A 15,621-nucleotide genomic window follows, 5' to 3' on the forward strand; every position below is an offset into this window, starting at 1 on the left:
CCATGAACGCGAAAGTCTGGCTGGTGGGCGCGGGCCCCGGTGATCCTGAACTGCTGACGCTCAAAGCGTTGCGTGCCTTGCGCGAAGCCGAGGTGGTGCTGATCGACGATCTGGTCAATGAGGCGGTGCTTGAGCACTGCCCTGCTGCGCGAATCATCGCGGTCGGCAAACGCGGCGGCTGCCGCTCGACGCCCCAGGCGTTCATCCATCGGCTAATGCTGCGTTATGCCCGTCAGGGTAAATGCGTAGTACGGCTCAAGGGCGGCGATCCATGCATTTTCGGGCGTGGGGGTGAGGAAGCGCAGTGGTTGCGCGAGCGCGGGGTCGAGGTGGAGCTGGTCAATGGCATCACCGCCGGACTGGCCGGCGCGACCCAGTGTGATATTCCGCTGACGTTACGCGGCGTGGCCCGGGGCGTGACGCTGGTCACGGCTCATACCCAGGACGACAGTCAGTTGAACTGGCGGGCGCTGGCGCAAGGCGGGACGACGCTGGTGATTTACATGGGAGTGGCGAAGCTCGGCGAGATTCGCGAGCAACTGCTGGCGGGCGGTATGGCAGCGAATACGCCGGTGGCGATGATCGAGAATGCCTCGTTGCCAGAGCAGCGCGAATGTCGCAGCAAGCTGACAGCCATGGAAGACGATGCCCTTGGTTTCCAGCTCAAGAGTCCTGCGATTCTGGTCATAGGTGCCGTCGCCGCGGCTGTGACCCAGTTCGACTCGATTAGCTGGCCAGCTGATCGCCTGGCCTGACAATCCCGGTTTCACCAAATCGCAGGCAAAGAAAAGCCCGGCCTAAGCCGGGCTTTTCTCGGAGCGGCAGCTAATTACTTAGCTTGAGCTTCAACCTGCGCTTCTACGCGACGGTTAACAGCACGGCCAGCTTCAGTTTTGTTGTCAGCAACTGGACGGGTTTCGCCGTAGCCAACAGAGTCAACGCGGGACGATTCAACACCGTACTGGTTGGTCAGAACTTGCTTAACGGCGTTTGCACGACGCTCGGACAGTTTCTGGTTGTAAGCGTCAGGACCGACGGAGTCAGTGTGACCTTCAACAGTGGTGCGAGTCGATGGGTACTGCTTCATGAAGTCAGCCAGGTTTTTGATGTCGCCGTAGCTGTTTGGCTTAACAACCGACTTGTCGAAGTCAAACTTCACGTCCAGCTCAACACGAACAACTTCAGCAACTGCTGGGCAGCCATCAGCGTCAACAGTTACGTTGGCTGGGGTGTCCGGGCACTTGTCAACGTTGTCGCAAACGCCGTCGTTGTCGCTGTCGGAGCAGACTTCAGCCGGAGCTGGAACTGGAGCAGCAGCTGGCTTGGAGCCGCCACCGAAGTTCACACCGATACCGACGCTAGGAGCCCACTCGGTGTCGCCCTGGTCGATGTTGTATTGAGCTTCAACGCCAGCACGGGCGTAGAAGTTCTCGGTGAAGTACAGCTTGGCACCGCCGCCAACGTTGGCGAAGGTAGAGCGGTTACGACCGCCAGTGCCGTTCTGACCGATGCTCTGATCGGAGAAACCAGCCGAGACGTATGGACGCAGCATGTCGCCTGGGTTGTTGAAGTGGTACAGAGCATCCAGAGCGGTGTTGGCGCCCTTGATGTTACGACCGTCGTCGGAACGCACGTTGTGCACTTCGTCGTAGCCCAGACGCAGTTCAACGTCGTCGGTCAGGAAGTAACCGACCGAGCCGCCGAACAGGTTGCCGTTGTTCTTGAAGTTACGAGCGCTGTCGAATTGTTCTTTCTTTGCGAAGCCTTCGATTTCAACTGCGCCTTGGCCTTGTGCCAGAGCGCCGAAAGAAGTGGCGGCAATCAAAGAACCAATGGCCAAGCCCAAGGTGTTTTTCAGTTTCATCCGTTAAATCCCCATCTGGTGATTGTGAAGCAGTCCCGCAAACCGGGGGACAACTCGGCGGCAAGTCTATCAGAACTTGCCTACACGTAAGAGATATTTGCGCCGAACTAAGTTTCAGCAATGCCTGCAAATTTCTCACGCAATTTATCAAGAGCGCGTTTGTAACGCATTTTTGTCGCACTCAAACCCATGTGCATGATGTCTGCGATCTCCTGGAACTCCAGCTCTGCGACAAATCGTAGCACCAGAATTTCCCGGTCAATCGGGTTCACATACACCAGCCAGCGATCCAGTCCGCCCTTCTCCTCGGGTTTCGGCGCCTTTTCTTCGGACGCTTCCTCGAGGGGGTCAAGACTCAGTGCGTCCATCAAGCGACGCTTTCGCCGTTCCTTCCGATACTGTGTGATGCATTCGTTGTACGTGATGCTATATAGCCATGTCTTGAACTTCGATTTCCCCTCGAAGTTCTTCAGGCCGTACAGCACCTTCAACATCACCTCCTGACAGACATCGTCCGCGTCGCGATCGTTCCCGAGATATCGCGCACAAACGTTAAATAATGTCCGCTGGTAACGCCGCATCAATTCTTCATACGCGCGCGTCACGTGAAAAAGCTCGGTATGCGAGCGCGCGACCAACTCCTCATCAGAGAGCTCGCGGGGGTCGTAGCGCGTGGATAGCGTTTGGGCTTTATTCAAAACAAGTCGTGCCGACAGTCAGGTCAATGTCCACCGCAGCCAGCGACAGCTGGCATTTTGCGGCGGCATACATTAGCAGGGTTTGCCGGGTTAGCGGCTACTCACATGCTGCTCCAGCAGGATCCGATTGGAGAGAGAGACTAGCTCACCCTCATCGGTCAGCAATGTGGTCTTAACCGTGCCGATCTCTTCGATCTGGCCTTCGACCTCGCCAATACGCACTTGTTGCCCAACCTGATACAACTCACGCACATAGATTCCCGCAAGAATCTGACCGGCAATTTCCCGGCTTCCCAAACCCATGGCCAGCGCAACCGCCAGACCAACGGTAATCAATACGATAACGATCACATGGTTCAGCAGGTCGGTCTTGACCTCCAGCTGACTGATCGCGACCGAAATGCTGATGATGATCACCAGGCCCTGGGCAATTCGCCCAAGTCCTGAAGCGTAGTCCAGGCCTACGCCTTCTGCCGCCCCGCGAACCAGGCCATTGGCCAGTTGCGCAAGAAGGACACCCACCAGCAACACCAGCGCCGCGCCGAACACTTTTGGCAAATACAGCGCGAGCATGTCAAGCGTAGCTGAAACTCGCTCAAGTCCAAGGGATTCTGCTGCCGAAACAAGAAAAATCAGCAGAACGAACCAATAGACGATTTTGCCGATCAACGTCGAGATCGGCACTTGCAGCCCCGCGCGGGACATCAGCTTTGTCAGGCCGGTGCCACCCATCAGCCGATCGAGCCCCAGTTTGGCCAGCAATTTGGACAGCAAGGTGTCCAGCAGCTTGGCCACGACAAAACCCAACAGCAGCACAACCAGTGCGCCGAACAGGTTCGGAATGAAGTTAGCGACTTTGGTCCACAACGCAGTCATTGCAGTGACGAGGCTCTGAGTCCAGAGATCAAGTTCCATATTCAATCAGCCTTATCAGCAGTGCGAGCGGTAGGTTTACGGAGACGGGAGACCGGCGCGACATGGGCCGAGCCGTTATTCAGGGCGATCATCAGCGCGGGCAGCCAGCGGCCCAGCAGGCTGAACAGATCGCCGGCGCCAACCTGGCGGTTGGCGGTTTTGAGTACGCGGCCCAGGCAGGCATCGTCGTCGCGACCGGACGGCGAGGCGTTGAGCATGTCGCGCAAAGACTGTTCAAACGGATCGTGCATACGCACCTCTCGTGATGTCTGTGAAAGACGCGGGCAAATTTGGTCGGGTCACATGGCGCATCTTCATACCCAGCGCAAACGGCGAAACAACCACCATTGTCCGAACGCCAGGGCGAGCACCGTCAGACAGGCGATCAGGAAACCATAAGGGCTGCTCGAGAACGGAATGCCGCCGACATTGATGCCCAGCAGACCGGTAATAAAACTCATCGGCAAAAAGATGCAGGTGATGATCCCGAAGCGGTACATCGTGCGATTCATGTGCACGCTCAAGCGCCGGTCTTCAGCCTCCAGCACAAGCCCCACGCGCTCTCGGGTCAATTCGAGCTCTTCGAGATAACGGGTCAGGCTGTTGTTCAATTCGTTCCAGTAGTCGGCATCGTCATCGACGAACCACGGCAGTTTTATCCGCGTCAGCTGTCCGAAAATATCCCGCTGCGGTGCCAGAAAACGCTTCAGCCCGGCAGCCCGGCGACGGATGTGCAAAATGGCACCATGCTCGGGGGTATACCGTTCGTCGGCATCCAGTTTTTCTTCCTCTTCATCGACCACTTCGGAGAGGCAAGTCACCAGATCCTGCACCTTGTTGGTGAGGAATTGCGCCAGATAGAGCATCAGTTCGGACGAGGTTTTCGGCCCCTTGCCCTCGCCCAGCATCACCAGCAACTCATCGGTGGCGCGCAATGGACGCAAACGCAGGGAAATCACCCGCTGGGCCGAAGCGAAAATCCGCACCGACACCATGTCTTCCGGCTCGGCACCCGGGTTGAGGTTGACCCCGCGCAAAAACAACAGCAGCTCGGAATCCGGCAGCGGCAACAGGCGTGGTCGGGTGTTTTCTTCCAGCAGCAGATCGCAGGTGAACTCGTTGAGCCCACTGGATTTGCGCAGCCAGGTCTGGGTCTGCGGGTGACTGCGATCCCAATGCAGCCACAAGCTTTCATGAGCCTGCAGCTGCAGATCGTCGAGATCAGTTCGGGCTATCGAACGCGCACCGCCTTTACCGTCCAGCACCAGGGCATGCACCAGCCCCCATTGCGCGTTTTCTTCCTCGAACATCCTCACCCCTGTGGTTACCGCGATTTATTCAGGCATTTTCAGCGGACTTGGCGAGATGATCACGCCATTGTTGTCCGCATAGATGTACTGGCCGGGATGGAAAGTGACACCCGCAAACGTCACCGGCACGTTGAGGTCGCCGATACCGCGCTTGTCGGTTTTCATCGGGTGGCTGGCCAGGGCCTGCACGCCAAGATCGGTCTGGGCGATGACGTCCACATCACGAATGCAGCCGTAGATGACCAGCCCTTCCCAACCGTTTTTCGAGGCTTTCTCGGCGAGCATGTCGCCCAGCAGCGCACGGCGCAGGGAACCGCCACCGTCCACCACCAGCACCTTGCCATTACCCTTGAGCTCGACCTGTTCCTTGACCAGCGAGTTGTCTTCGAAGCACTTGATGGTCACGATCTCGCCGCCGAACGAATCACGGCCGCCGAAATTGCTGAACATCGGGTCCAGCACCTGAACCAGCTCCGGATAGGCGTCGCACAGGTCAGGCGTAAGGTAATGGTTCATCGAATAACTCCTGTAACAAGGAAGACGATCAAGGATGTCGCACTCTTTTGAAACGAGTCCCGGCGGTCGTTGTTTACCTTAGCCCATGTCATGGTCGCTGAACGAACCTGAACACAAGCTGAAACGTAATAGCGAAACAGTCACTAAATATGACCAGAACCGTCCAATGCGTCATATCTTAGCCGCAAGCCGACTCGAACGAAATGCCCTTTTCAGGGCGCCGCGTTCAGACCGCTGCCGCCAGATCCGGCTTCTCGCCAAGCAATGGCGTGTGCTGATCCGCCAGCCAACGCGCCACCAGCGGCCAGACCTCAGCCTGCGCTGCCTTGCTGACCAGCATCTCGACATGCCCGAACTGATCGTTGAAACCCTGTTCACGGCCCAGGTTGATGAACTGCTTGTGCTCGGAGCCGATCTGTTCGAACAGTTTCTGGCACGCCCAGGCCGGATCCTGATGATCGCCCGCCGCGCTCACTGCCAGCACCGGCACCTGCACATCGGCAAGGCCTGCCCACCAATCCTTGTCCTTGTCGCCGAAACGGCCGAACAGTCCATACCAGCGCATGCTTTCCAGCGCCAGGCCGATCGGCTCGTCCTCGGGGCCGCGCTTGAGCCGCGAGCCAGACAACTGGGCAAAACGCTTGAGAATGAAGCGCCCGCTCCACTCCACCGGCGGAATTTTCAGCGGCCAGTACGTGCGGCTGACCTGGGTGCCGAAAAACGCCGCCGACGCCACCGCCGGCTCACCGAGGTATTCGCCGCCCAGCGCGGCCGCCAACGTGATGCCACCCAGCGAGTGGCCGATCCAGTGCGGAATCTGCCCGCTCTGCTCCCGGACGAACGCGGCGATGGCCGGCAGATCGTAACGGGCATAGTCGGCGACGCGGTTGCGGCGGTAGTCCTCGTTGCGCTGGGACAGACCGTGACCGCGCATTTCCGGGATCCACACATCGAAGCCCAGCCGCGTCAGATACGCGCCCAGGCCCAGGCCCTTCGGCGAAAACCAGAAGCGCCGGTTGGAGAAACTGCCGTGCAGCAAGATCACCGGCACGCCGCGCGACGCCGGCTCATCCGCCATGCCGAGACGGGTCACCGCGATTTCCACGGACCAGTCAGGGCTGTTGCCCGGTTTCAAACGGTAAACGTCTTCGCTCAGATCACCGCGTCGTTCGGCGCTGATCAGGGCGACAGGAAATAGGTTGCTGCTGCTTTGCATAATGCTCTTGCACAAAAAAGGGCGGCATCCGGAGAGCTCGCCCTACTTCAATCTTAAAGCCCCGACCCGGTTCAACGGGTCGGAGCTTCATTCACGGCTTATTCCGCCGCCTGGCCTTCGGCAAGGAAGAACCAGGTTTCCAGCACGGTGTCCGGGTTCAGCGACACGCTTTCGATGCCCTGCTCCATCAGCCACTTGGCCAGGTCAGGGTGGTCCGAAGGACCCTGACCGCAGATGCCGATGTACTTGCCGGCCTTGTTGCACGCAGCAATCGCGTTGGCCAACAGCTTCTTAACCGCCGGATTACGCTCGTCGAACAGGTGCGCAATGATCCCGGAGTCACGGTCCAGACCCAGTGTCAGCTGAGTCAGGTCGTTGGAGCCGATCGAGAAACCGTCGAAGAATTCGAGGAACTCTTCAGCCAGGATCGCGTTGGATGGCAGTTCGCACATCATGATCACGCGCAGACCGTTGTCGCCACGCTTGAGGCCATTCTCGGCCAGCAGATCCACCACCTGGCTGGCTTCGCCAAGGGTACGGACGAACGGCACCATGATTTCGACGTTGGTCAGGCCCATCTCGTTGCGCACGCGTTTCAGCGCACGGCACTCGAGTTCGAAGCAGTCGCGGAACGATTCGCTGATGTAACGCGACGCGCCACGGAAGCCCAGCATCGGGTTTTCTTCTTCCGGCTCGTAGAGTTTGCCGCCGATCAGGTTGGCGTATTCGTTGGACTTGAAGTCCGACAGACGCACGATGACCTTCTTCGGTGCGAACGCAGCGGCCAGGGTGCTGATGCCTTCAACCAGCTTCTCGACATAGAAGCCGACCGGATCGTCGTAACCGGCGATGCGCTTGTCGACGCTTTCCTTGATGTCCTGTGGCAGGCCGTCGTAGTTCAACAGCGCTTTCGGGTGCACGCCGATCATGCGGTTAATGATGAATTCCAGACGGGCCAGGCCCACACCGGCGTTCGGCAGTTGCGCGAAGTCGAAGGCGCGGTCCGGGTTGCCGACGTTCATCATGATCTTGAACGGCAGCTCCGGCATGGCGTCGACGGAGTTCTTCTTGATGTCGAAACCCAGTTCGCCTTCGAAGATGTAACCGGTGTCGCCTTCGGCACAGGACACGGTCACGCCCTGGCCATCCTTCAGCAGTTGGGTGGCGTTGCCGCAACCGACAACAGCAGGAATACCCAGCTCACGAGCAATGATCGCCGCGTGGCAGGTACGGCCGCCACGGTTGGTGACGATGGCGCTGGCGCGCTTCATGACCGGTTCCCAGTCCGGGTCGGTCATGTCGGAGACCAGTACGTCGCCCGGCTGAACCTTGTCCATCTCGGAGACGTCCTTGATGATCCGCACCTTGCCGGCGCCGATGCGCTGGCCAATGGCACGGCCTTCCACCAGCACGGTGCCGGTTTCTTTCAACAGGTAACGTTCCATGACGTTGGCCTGGGTGCGGCTCTTCACGGTTTCCGGACGGGCCTGCACGATGTACAGCTTGCCGTCGTCACCGTCTTTGGCCCACTCGATGTCCATCGGGCAGCCATAGTGCTTCTCGATGATCATCGCCTGCTTGGCCAGCTCGCTGACTTCAGCGTCGGTCAGGCAGAAACGCGCGCGTTCGGCCTTGTCGACATCAACGGTTTTCACGGAACGACCGGCCTTGGCCTCGTCGCCGTAGATCATCTTGATGGCCTTGCTGCCCAGGTTGCGACGCAGGATCGCCGGGCGACCGGCTGCCAGCGTGCCCTTGTGGACGTAGAATTCGTCCGGGTTCACCGCGCCTTGTACAACGGTTTCGCCCAGGCCGTAGGCGCCGGTGATGAACACCACGTCACGGAAGCCGGATTCGGTATCGAGGGTGAACATCACACCGGCGGTGCCGGTTTCCGAACGCACCATGCGCTGCACGCCGGCCGACAGGGCGACCAGCTTGTGGTCGAAGCCCTGGTGCACGCGGTAGGAAATGGCACGATCGTTGAACAGGGAAGCGAACACTTCCTTGGCCGCGCGGATGACGTTTTCCACGCCACGGATGTTCAGGAAGGTTTCCTGCTGACCGGCGAACGAAGCGTCCGGCAAGTCTTCGGCGGTGGCGGAGGAACGCACGGCCACGGCCACGTCAGGATTGCCGGCCGACAGCGCGGCGAACGCGGTGCGGATCTCGGTGTTCAGTTTTTCAGGGAATTCGGCTTCCATGATCCATTGGCGGATCTGAGCGCCGGTCTTGGCCAGGGCATTGACGTCATCGACGTCCAGCGCATCGAGGGCCTTGTGGATCTGATCGTTCAGACCGCTCAGTTCCAAGAAGTCGCGATAGGCTTGCGCCGTGGTGGCGAAGCCGCCGGGGACCGAAACACCGGCACCGGCCAGGTTACTGATCATCTCGCCCAGGGATGCGTTCTTGCCCCCCACATGCTCAACATCGTGTTTGCCGAGCTTATCGAGGGAAACTACGTACTCTACCAAGGTGATCTCTCCACTAACTGTGTTGGAAAAGCTCAGAAACCGGCGGCTCGGGGGAGCGTTGGCCGGCTGTATGGCCTGGACCTGGAAAATAAGTGAGAATGCGGGCCAATGGCGGCCGGCAAATCGCGCCTATCATATCCAGAAATACTCATTAGCTTAAGGCCCAAGGTGCAAATGAAACGATCTGCTTTCTTTATCTCCGATGGCACCGGCATCACCGCCGAAACCCTGGGTCAAAGCCTTCTGGCGCAGTTCGAAAACATTACCTTCAGCAAATTCACGCGGCCGTACATCGACAGCGTTGAAAAAGCGCGGGCCATGGTACAACAAATCAACAAAGCCGCTGAAACCGACGGTTTCCGGCCGATCATCTTCGACACCATCGTCAATCAGGACATTCGTGAGATTCTCGCAACCTCCAATGGTTTCATGATCGACATCTTCTCGACGTTCCTCGCCCCGCTCGAGCAGGAACTGACCGAGCATTCCTCCTACACCGTCGGCAAGTCCCACTCCATCGGTCACAACTCCAATTACATGGAGCGGATCGAGGCGGTGAACTTCGCCCTCGACAACGACGATGGCGCCCGCACCCACTATTACGACAAGGCCGACCTGATACTAGTGGGCGTGTCGCGTTGTGGTAAGACGCCGACGTGCCTGTACATGGCGATGCAGTTCGGCATCCGCGCGGCCAACTACCCGCTGACCGAAGACGACATGGAACGCCTGCAACTGCCGGCCGCCCTGCGCGCCCACCAGCACAAGCTGTTCGGCCTGACCATCGACCCGGACCGCCTCACCGCGATCCGCAACGAACGCAAGCCCAACAGCCGCTATTCGAGCTACGCCCAGTGCGAGTTCGAAGTGCGCGAGGTGGAAAACCTGTTCCGCCGCGAGAACATCCCGAACATCAACTCCACGCATTTCTCGGTAGAAGAAATTTCCGCGAAGATCCTCGTGGAAAAAGGCGTGGAGCGGCGCTTCAAATAACAAACAAATCGACAAACCGGTTCACCGGCGTGGTTTCAAGCCGCGCCTGATCCTTGCACAGCACAAGAATCTCCCCGCTGCGCTGCCCGGTGAAACGGGTGGCCAGATTTGCCCTGAACTTGTCCTCCAGCAATGGAATGCCCTCGGCGCGACGCCGGCGATGGCCAATCGGGTATTCCACCACCACGTTCTCCGTGCTCGAACCGTCCTTGAAAAACACCTGCACCGCGTTGGCAATCGAGCGTTTGTCGGCCTCTAGGTATTCACGGGTGAAGCGCGGGTCCTCGACGATGACCATTTTCTCGCGCAGCACATCGATGACCGGATGGGCCTTGTGGAAATCGTCTTCGTACTGCTCGGCCACCAGATTGCCGAACGCCAGCGGCACGGCGGTCATGTACTGGAGGCAGTGATCGCGGTCGGCGGCATTGGCCAGCGGCCCGACCTTGGAAATGATGCGAATCGCCGATTCGTGGGTGGTGATGACGATCCGGTCGATCTCATGCAGACGATTACGCACCTGCGGGTGCAAGGTCACGGCGGCTTCGCAGGCGGTTTGCGCGTGGAATTCGGCGGGGAAGCTGATTTTGAACAGCACGTTTTCCATCACGTAACTGCCGAACGGTCGGGAAAAACTGAAGGCGCGCTTGTCTTCGGGCTTGAGCGCCAGATCGTTGTTGGTGTGGCTGAACAAAACGTCGTAAAAGCCCCATTGTTTGGCACTCAAGACGCCGGGTATTCCCATTTCGCCGCGCATCGCGATATCCGCAAGCCGCACGCCCCGGCTCGATGCATCCCCCGCCGCCCAGGATTTGCGTGAACCGGCGTTCGGCGCATGGCGGTACGTGCGCAATGCCTGGCCGTCGGCGAACGCGTGGGACAACGCTGATAACAGCTGCTCACGGTTGGCGCCCATCAGTTTGGCGGTCACGGCAGTCGAGGCCACCTTCACCAGAATGACGTGGTCGAGGCCTACGCGATTGAACGAGTTTTCCAGCGCGATCACGCCCTGGATTTCGTGGGCCATGATCATCGCTTCGAGTACATCGCGCACCGTCAGCGGCGTTTCACCATTTGCCAGACGCTTTTGCGACAGGTGATCGGCCACCGCGAGAATCCCGCCGAGGTTGTCCGACGGATGCCCCCATTCGGCGGCGAGCCAGGTGTCGTTGTAATCGAGCCAGCGCACGATGCAGCCGATGTCCCACGCGGCTTTGATTGGGTCGAGGCGATAGGACGTGCCTGGAACTCGGGCGCCGAATGGGACGACGGTGCCTTCGACGATGGGGCCAAGGTGTTTGGTGCACTCGGGGAAACGCAGAGCCAGCAGGCCGCAGCCCAGCGTGTCCATCAGGCAGTTGCGGGCGGTGTCGAGGGCTTCGGCAGATTCGATCTTGCAGGTGAGGACGTAATCGGCGATGTCCTGCAGGACACGGTCGTAGTCGGGGCGGTTGTTCAGGTCGACGTTGGCGCTCATTGCGGTTCTCCTGGGTGGGGAATGATGAGTGGTGGGGTCTTCCTCAGGGGCCTGGCTGGTTTGTTGATTGCAGGTCTGGGGTGCCTGCTCGTTGTGTGTTTCTTCAGTTAGTAAAGCCCCTCACCCTAGCCCTCTCCCGCAGGGAGAGGGAACCGATCGGGGGATATTCAAGCGTTACGCCGACCTGAAAGTGCTTTGCCGAATCCATAATCGCCACGATTTTTCAGGTCGATGTATCCCGCAAGACACCTAGGTCAGCTCCCTCTCCCTCCGGGAGAGGGCTGGGGTGAGGGAGCTCTTGATCTTAAAAAGAGTCGCCAGGAACGCGCACGTAACCTTCCATCAGGACGCGCGCACTGCGGCTCATGATCGCTTTCTTCACAACCCATTCGCCATTTTCAAGGCTGGCCTCAGCCCCCACACGCAACGTCCCGGACGGATGCCCGAACCGCACGGCATTGCGTTCAACGCCGCCGGCCGCCAGGTTTACCAAGGTGCCGGAGATCGCTGCGGCGGTGCCGATCGCCACCGCCGCCGTCCCCATCATCGCGTGGTGCAGCTTGCCCATCGACAACGCCCGCACCAGCAAATCCACATCCCCAGCGCCAATGGCTTTGCCACTGGATGCCACGTAATCCGCAGGTTTGGCAACGAACGCCACTTTCGGCGTGTGCTGACGCTTGGCCGCTTCATCCAGACTGGAAATCAGCCCCATGCGCAAAGCACCGTAGGCACGAATGGTCTCAAACATCTGTAACGCTTTCGGATCGCTGTTGATCGCGCTTTGCAATTCAGTACCGGTGTAACCGATGTCTTCGGCGTTGACGAAGATCGTCGGGATACCCGCGTTGATCATGGTCGCCTTGAACGTGCCGATGCCCGGCACCTCCAGCTCATCGATCAGGTTGCCGGTAGGGAACATCGAGCCACCGCCCCCCTCTTCTTCCGCCGCCGGGTCCATGAATTCGACCTGAACTTCGGCGGCCGGAAAGGTCACGCCGTCGAGTTCGAAATCGCCGGTTTCCTGGACTTCGCCATTGGTGATCGGCACGTGGGCAATGATCGTTTTACCGATGTTGGCCTGCCACACGCGAACCACCGCCACACCGTTGTGCGGAATGCGGCTGGCGTCCACCAGACCGTTGCTGATGGCGAACGAACCGACTGCCGCCGACAGGTTGCCGCAGTTGCCGCTCCAGTCCACGAACGGCTTGTCGATCGACACCTGACCGAACAGGTAATCGACGTCGTGATCGGCCTTGATGCTTTTCGACAGGATCACGGTTTTGCTGGTGCTCGAGGTGGCGCCGCCCATGCCGTCGATCTGCTTGTCGTACGGATCGGGGCTGCCGATGACCCGCAGCAACAGCGCATCACGGGCCGGGCCGGGAATCTGCGCCGCTTCGGGCAGATCCTCGAGGCTGAAAAACACGCCTTTGCTGGTGCCGCCACGCATGTAGGTAGCGGGGATTTTGATCTGCGGTGCGAAATTAGCTGCGTGAGCCATGGTGCTCCTTAACGAAGACATGGGACTTGAAGTCCCATGCCCACATCAGTTGATTTAAACGGCAACCGCCGACTCTTCGAGGAAGTCCTGAGCGAAGCGCTGCAACACGCCGCCAGCCTCGTAGATCGACACTTCTTCGGCGGTGTCGAGGCGGCAGGTCACCGGCACGTCGACGCGTTCGCCGTTCTTGCGATGGATCACCAGCGTCAGGTCGGCGCGCGGCGTGCGCTCACCGATCACGTCGTAGGTTTCGCTGCCGTCGATGCCCAGAGTCTTGCGGTCAGTGCCCGGTTTGAACTCCAGCGGCAACACGCCCATGCCCACCAGGTTGGTGCGGTGAATGCGCTCGAAACCTTCGGCGGCGATCGCTTCCACACCCGCCAGACGCACGCCTTTGGCCGCCCAGTCCCGGGACGATCCCTGACCGTAGTCGGCGCCGGCGATGATGATCAGCGGCTGCTTGCGCTCCATGTAGGTTTCGATGGCTTCCCACATGCGCATCACTTGGCCTTCCGGCTCGACACGGGCCAGGGAGCCCTGCTTGACCTTGCCGTTTTCCACGACCATTTCGTTGAACAGTTTCGGGTTGGCAAACGTTGCGCGCTGCGCGGTCAAGTGGTCGCCCCGGTGAGTCGCGTAAGAGTTGAAGTCCTCTTCCGGCAGGCCCATTTTCGCCAGGTATTCGCCGGCGGCGCTGTCGAGCATGATCGCGTTCGACGGCGACAGGTGATCGGTGGTGATGTTGTCCGGCAGCACCGCCAGCGGGCGCATGCCCTTGAGCGGTCGCGCCCCGGCCAGCGCGCCTTCCCAGTACGGCGGACGGCGGATGTAGGTGCTCATTTCGCGCCAGTCGTACAGCGGCGTGACTTTCGGGCCGGTGTCCTCATGGATGGCGAACATCGGAATGTAGACCTGACGGAACTGCTCAGGCTTGACCGAAGATTTCACCACCGCGTCGATTTCTTCGTCGCTCGGCCAGATGTCTTTCAGGCGGATTTCCTTGCCGTCGACCACGCCCAGCACATCTTTTTCGATGTCGAAACGGATGGTGCCAGCAATCGCGTAGGCCACCACCAGCGGCGGCGAAGCGAGGAACGCCTGCTTGGCGTACGGGTGAATCCGCCCGTCGAAGTTGCGGTTGCCAGACAGCACAGCGGTCGCATACAGATCGCGGTCGATGATCTCTTGCTGGATCACCGGATCCAGCGCGCCGGACATGCCGTTGCAGGTGGTGCAGGCAAACGCGACGACGCCGAAACCGAGTTGCTCCAGCTCCGTGGTCAGCCCCGCTTCATCGAGGTACAGCGCCACGGTTTTCGAACCCGGCGCCAGCGACGACTTGACCCACGGTTTGCGGGTCAGCCCGAGCTTGTTGGCGTTGCGCGCCAGCAGGCCGGCGGCGATCACGTTGCGCGGGTTGCTGGTGTTTGTGCAGCTGGTGATGGCCGCGATGATCACCGCGCCGTCAGGCATTTGCCCCGGCACGTCTTCCCACTGGCCGGCGATGCCTTTGGCCGCCAGATCCGCCACCGCCACACGGGCGTGCGGGTTGCTCGGGCCGGCCATGTTGCGCACCACCGAAGACAGATCGAAGGTCAGGCCACGCTCGTATTGCGCGCCTTTCAGGCTGTCGGCCCAGAGACCGATCTGCTTGGCGTATTGCTCGACCAGCTGAACTTGCTGGTCTTCGCGACCGGTGAGTTTCAGATAATCGATAGTCTGCTGGTCGATGTAGAACATCGCCGCCGTGGCGCCGTATTCCGGGGCCATGTTGGAGATGGTCGCGCGGTCGCCGAGGGTCAGCGCGGAAGCACCTTCACCGAAGAACTCCAGCCACGCGCCGACCACTTTCTGTTTGCGCAGGTATTCGGTCAGCGCCAGCACCATGTCGGTGGCGGTAATGCCCGGTTGCAGCTTGCCGGTCAGTTCGACGCCGACGCTTTCCGGCAGGCGCATCCACGACGCGCGGCCGAGCATCACGCTCTCGGCTTCAAGCCCACCGACGCCGATGGCGATCACGCCCAGCGCATCGACGTGCGGGGTGTGGCTGTCGGTGCCGACGCAGGTATCCGGGAACGCCACGCCGTCGCGCACCTGGATCACCGGCGACATTTTCTCCAGGTTGATCTGGTGCATGATGCCGTTGCCCGGCGGGATCACGTCGACGTTCTTGAACGCCTTTTTGGTCCAGTTGATGAAGTGGAAGCGGTCTTCGTTGCGCCGGTCTTCGATGGCGCGGTTCTTCTCGAACGCCTGGGCGTCAAAACCGCCCGCTTCAACCGCCAGCGAGTGGTCGACGATCAGTTGGGTCGGCACCACCGGGTTGACCTGCGCCGGATCGCCGCCCTGCTGGGCAATCGCGTCGCGCAGGCCGGCCAGATCCACCAGCGCGGTCTGGCCGAGAATGTCGTGGCACACCACGCGAGCCGGGAACCACGGGAAGTCGAGGTCGCGTTTGCGCTCGATCAGTTGTTTCAGGGAATCGGTGAGCGTGGCCGGGTCGCAGCGACGCACGAGGTTTTCCGCCAGCACGCGAGAGGTGTACGGCAGGGTGTCGTAGCTGCCGGGCTGGATCGCATCGACAGCCGCGCGGACGTCGAAAAAGTCCAGCGGCGTGCCGGGCAGGTTCTTGCGAAATTCTGTGTTCATCG

Annotated in this window: 13 protein-coding genes; 2 read left to right on the forward strand and 11 right to left on the reverse strand. The window is 60.1% G+C overall.

Going from position 1 to position 15,621, the window contains the following annotated elements:
• Positions 1–2: 2 nt before the first annotated feature.
• Positions 3–755 carry a uroporphyrinogen-III C-methyltransferase gene (gene cobA, locus GQX66_RS18465; protein WP_240870380.1) on the forward strand — a complete coding sequence of 251 codons (753 nt, stop codon included), beginning with the start codon at positions 3–5 and terminating at the stop codon, positions 753–755.
• A gap of 74 nt (positions 756–829) precedes the next feature.
• Here cobA and GQX66_RS18470 read toward each other — a convergent pair whose 3' ends face one another.
• The 8 genes from GQX66_RS18470 to ppsA all read right to left on the reverse strand — a co-directional run bounded on the left by GQX66_RS18470 (position 830) and on the right by ppsA (position 8,993).
• Complete coding sequence (locus GQX66_RS18470; protein WP_085747909.1) at positions 830–1,864, reverse strand: OmpA family protein; 1,035 nt, start codon at positions 1,862–1,864, stop codon at positions 830–832.
• 107 nt (positions 1,865–1,971) lie between these two features.
• Positions 1,972–2,562: an RNA polymerase sigma factor SigX gene (gene sigX / locus GQX66_RS18475; RefSeq protein WP_011333251.1), complete on the reverse strand. Its 591-nt coding sequence runs from the start codon at positions 2,560–2,562 to the stop codon at positions 1,972–1,974.
• Between the two features lie 90 nt (positions 2,563–2,652).
• Positions 2,653–3,477 carry a mechanosensitive ion channel domain-containing protein gene (locus tag GQX66_RS18480; protein WP_007951987.1) on the reverse strand — a complete coding sequence of 275 codons (825 nt, stop codon included), beginning with the start codon at positions 3,475–3,477 and terminating at the stop codon, positions 2,653–2,655.
• A gap of 2 nt (positions 3,478–3,479) precedes the next feature.
• On the reverse strand, positions 3,480–3,728 hold the full coding sequence (locus GQX66_RS18485) for a CrfX protein (RefSeq protein ID WP_085700244.1): 249 nt from the start codon (positions 3,726–3,728) through the stop codon (positions 3,480–3,482).
• A gap of 63 nt (positions 3,729–3,791) precedes the next feature.
• A complete protein-coding gene (locus GQX66_RS18490) occupies positions 3,792–4,787 on the reverse strand; it encodes a zinc transporter ZntB (RefSeq protein ID WP_011333249.1) in 996 nt (331 codons plus the stop codon).
• A gap of 24 nt (positions 4,788–4,811) precedes the next feature.
• Positions 4,812–5,303 (reverse strand): ribonuclease E activity regulator RraA, encoded by a 492-nt coding sequence (gene rraA / locus GQX66_RS18495; protein ID WP_007951984.1) that lies wholly within the window; start codon positions 5,301–5,303, stop codon positions 4,812–4,814.
• 226 nt (positions 5,304–5,529) lie between these two features.
• Positions 5,530–6,519: an alpha/beta fold hydrolase gene (locus GQX66_RS18500; RefSeq protein ID WP_007951983.1), complete on the reverse strand. Its 990-nt coding sequence runs from the start codon at positions 6,517–6,519 to the stop codon at positions 5,530–5,532.
• A gap of 98 nt (positions 6,520–6,617) precedes the next feature.
• Entirely contained in the window at positions 6,618–8,993 is a 2,376-nt protein-coding gene (gene ppsA, locus GQX66_RS18505) for a phosphoenolpyruvate synthase (RefSeq protein WP_102686938.1), read from the reverse strand.
• Positions 8,994–9,167: 174 nt separating this feature from the next.
• Here ppsA and GQX66_RS18510 point away from each other — a divergent pair, with 174 nt between their 5' ends.
• Entirely contained in the window at positions 9,168–9,986 is an 819-nt protein-coding gene (locus GQX66_RS18510) for a pyruvate, water dikinase regulatory protein (RefSeq protein WP_007951980.1), read from the forward strand.
• On the opposite strand, the gene prpD is transcribed toward GQX66_RS18510, so the two are convergent.
• The 3 genes from prpD to acnD form a co-directional block, all read right to left on the reverse strand.
• Complete coding sequence (gene prpD / locus GQX66_RS18515) at positions 9,979–11,463, reverse strand: 2-methylcitrate dehydratase (RefSeq protein ID WP_240870393.1); 1,485 nt, start codon at positions 11,461–11,463, stop codon at positions 9,979–9,981. The two genes, GQX66_RS18510 and prpD, sit on opposite strands and share 8 nt — an antisense overlap.
• 304 nt (positions 11,464–11,767) lie before the next feature.
• On the reverse strand, positions 11,768–12,970 hold the full coding sequence (gene prpF, locus GQX66_RS18520; protein WP_240870395.1) for a 2-methylaconitate cis-trans isomerase PrpF: 1,203 nt from the start codon (positions 12,968–12,970) through the stop codon (positions 11,768–11,770).
• 54 nt (positions 12,971–13,024) lie between these two features.
• Positions 13,025–15,619 carry a Fe/S-dependent 2-methylisocitrate dehydratase AcnD gene (gene acnD, locus GQX66_RS18525; RefSeq protein WP_240870397.1) on the reverse strand — a complete coding sequence of 865 codons (2,595 nt, stop codon included), beginning with the start codon at positions 15,617–15,619 and terminating at the stop codon, positions 13,025–13,027.
• Between the last annotated feature and the right edge of the window lie 2 nt (positions 15,620–15,621).

This window comes from Pseudomonas sp. B707 (assembly GCF_022496685.1).
Taxonomy (GTDB): Bacteria; Pseudomonadota; Gammaproteobacteria; order Pseudomonadales; family Pseudomonadaceae; genus Aquipseudomonas; species Aquipseudomonas paraglycinae.

What these genes read in the sequence shown, in the direction of transcription:
- cobA (WP_240870380.1), top strand. Translation starts at nt 3, where the DNA reads ATGAACGCGAAAGTCTGGCTGGTGGGCGCGGGCCCCGGTGATCCTGAA.
- GQX66_RS18470 (WP_085747909.1), bottom strand. Translation starts at nt 1,864, where the DNA reads ATGAAACTGAAAAACACCTTGGGCTTGGCCATTGGTTCTTTGATTGCC.
- GQX66_RS18480 (WP_007951987.1), bottom strand. Translation starts at nt 3,477, where the DNA reads ATGGAACTTGATCTCTGGACTCAGAGCCTCGTCACTGCAATGACTGCG.
- GQX66_RS18485 (WP_085700244.1), bottom strand. Translation starts at nt 3,728, where the DNA reads ATGCACGATCCGTTTGAACAGTCTTTGCGCGACATGCTCAACGCCTCG.
- GQX66_RS18490 (WP_011333249.1), bottom strand. Translation starts at nt 4,787, where the DNA reads ATGTTCGAGGAAGAAAACGCGCAATGGGGGCTGGTGCATGCCCTGGTG.
- rraA (WP_007951984.1), bottom strand. Translation starts at nt 5,303, where the DNA reads ATGAACCATTACCTTACGCCTGACCTGTGCGACGCCTATCCGGAGCTG.
- GQX66_RS18500 (WP_007951983.1), bottom strand. Translation starts at nt 6,519, where the DNA reads ATGCAAAGCAGCAGCAACCTATTTCCTGTCGCCCTGATCAGCGCCGAA.
- GQX66_RS18510 (WP_007951980.1), top strand. Translation starts at nt 9,168, where the DNA reads ATGAAACGATCTGCTTTCTTTATCTCCGATGGCACCGGCATCACCGCC.
- prpD (WP_240870393.1), bottom strand. Translation starts at nt 11,463, where the DNA reads ATGAGCGCCAACGTCGACCTGAACAACCGCCCCGACTACGACCGTGTC.
- prpF (WP_240870395.1), bottom strand. Translation starts at nt 12,970, where the DNA reads ATGGCTCACGCAGCTAATTTCGCACCGCAGATCAAAATCCCCGCTACC.
- acnD (WP_240870397.1), bottom strand. Translation starts at nt 15,619, where the DNA reads ATGAACACAGAATTTCGCAAGAACCTGCCCGGCACGCCGCTGGACTTT.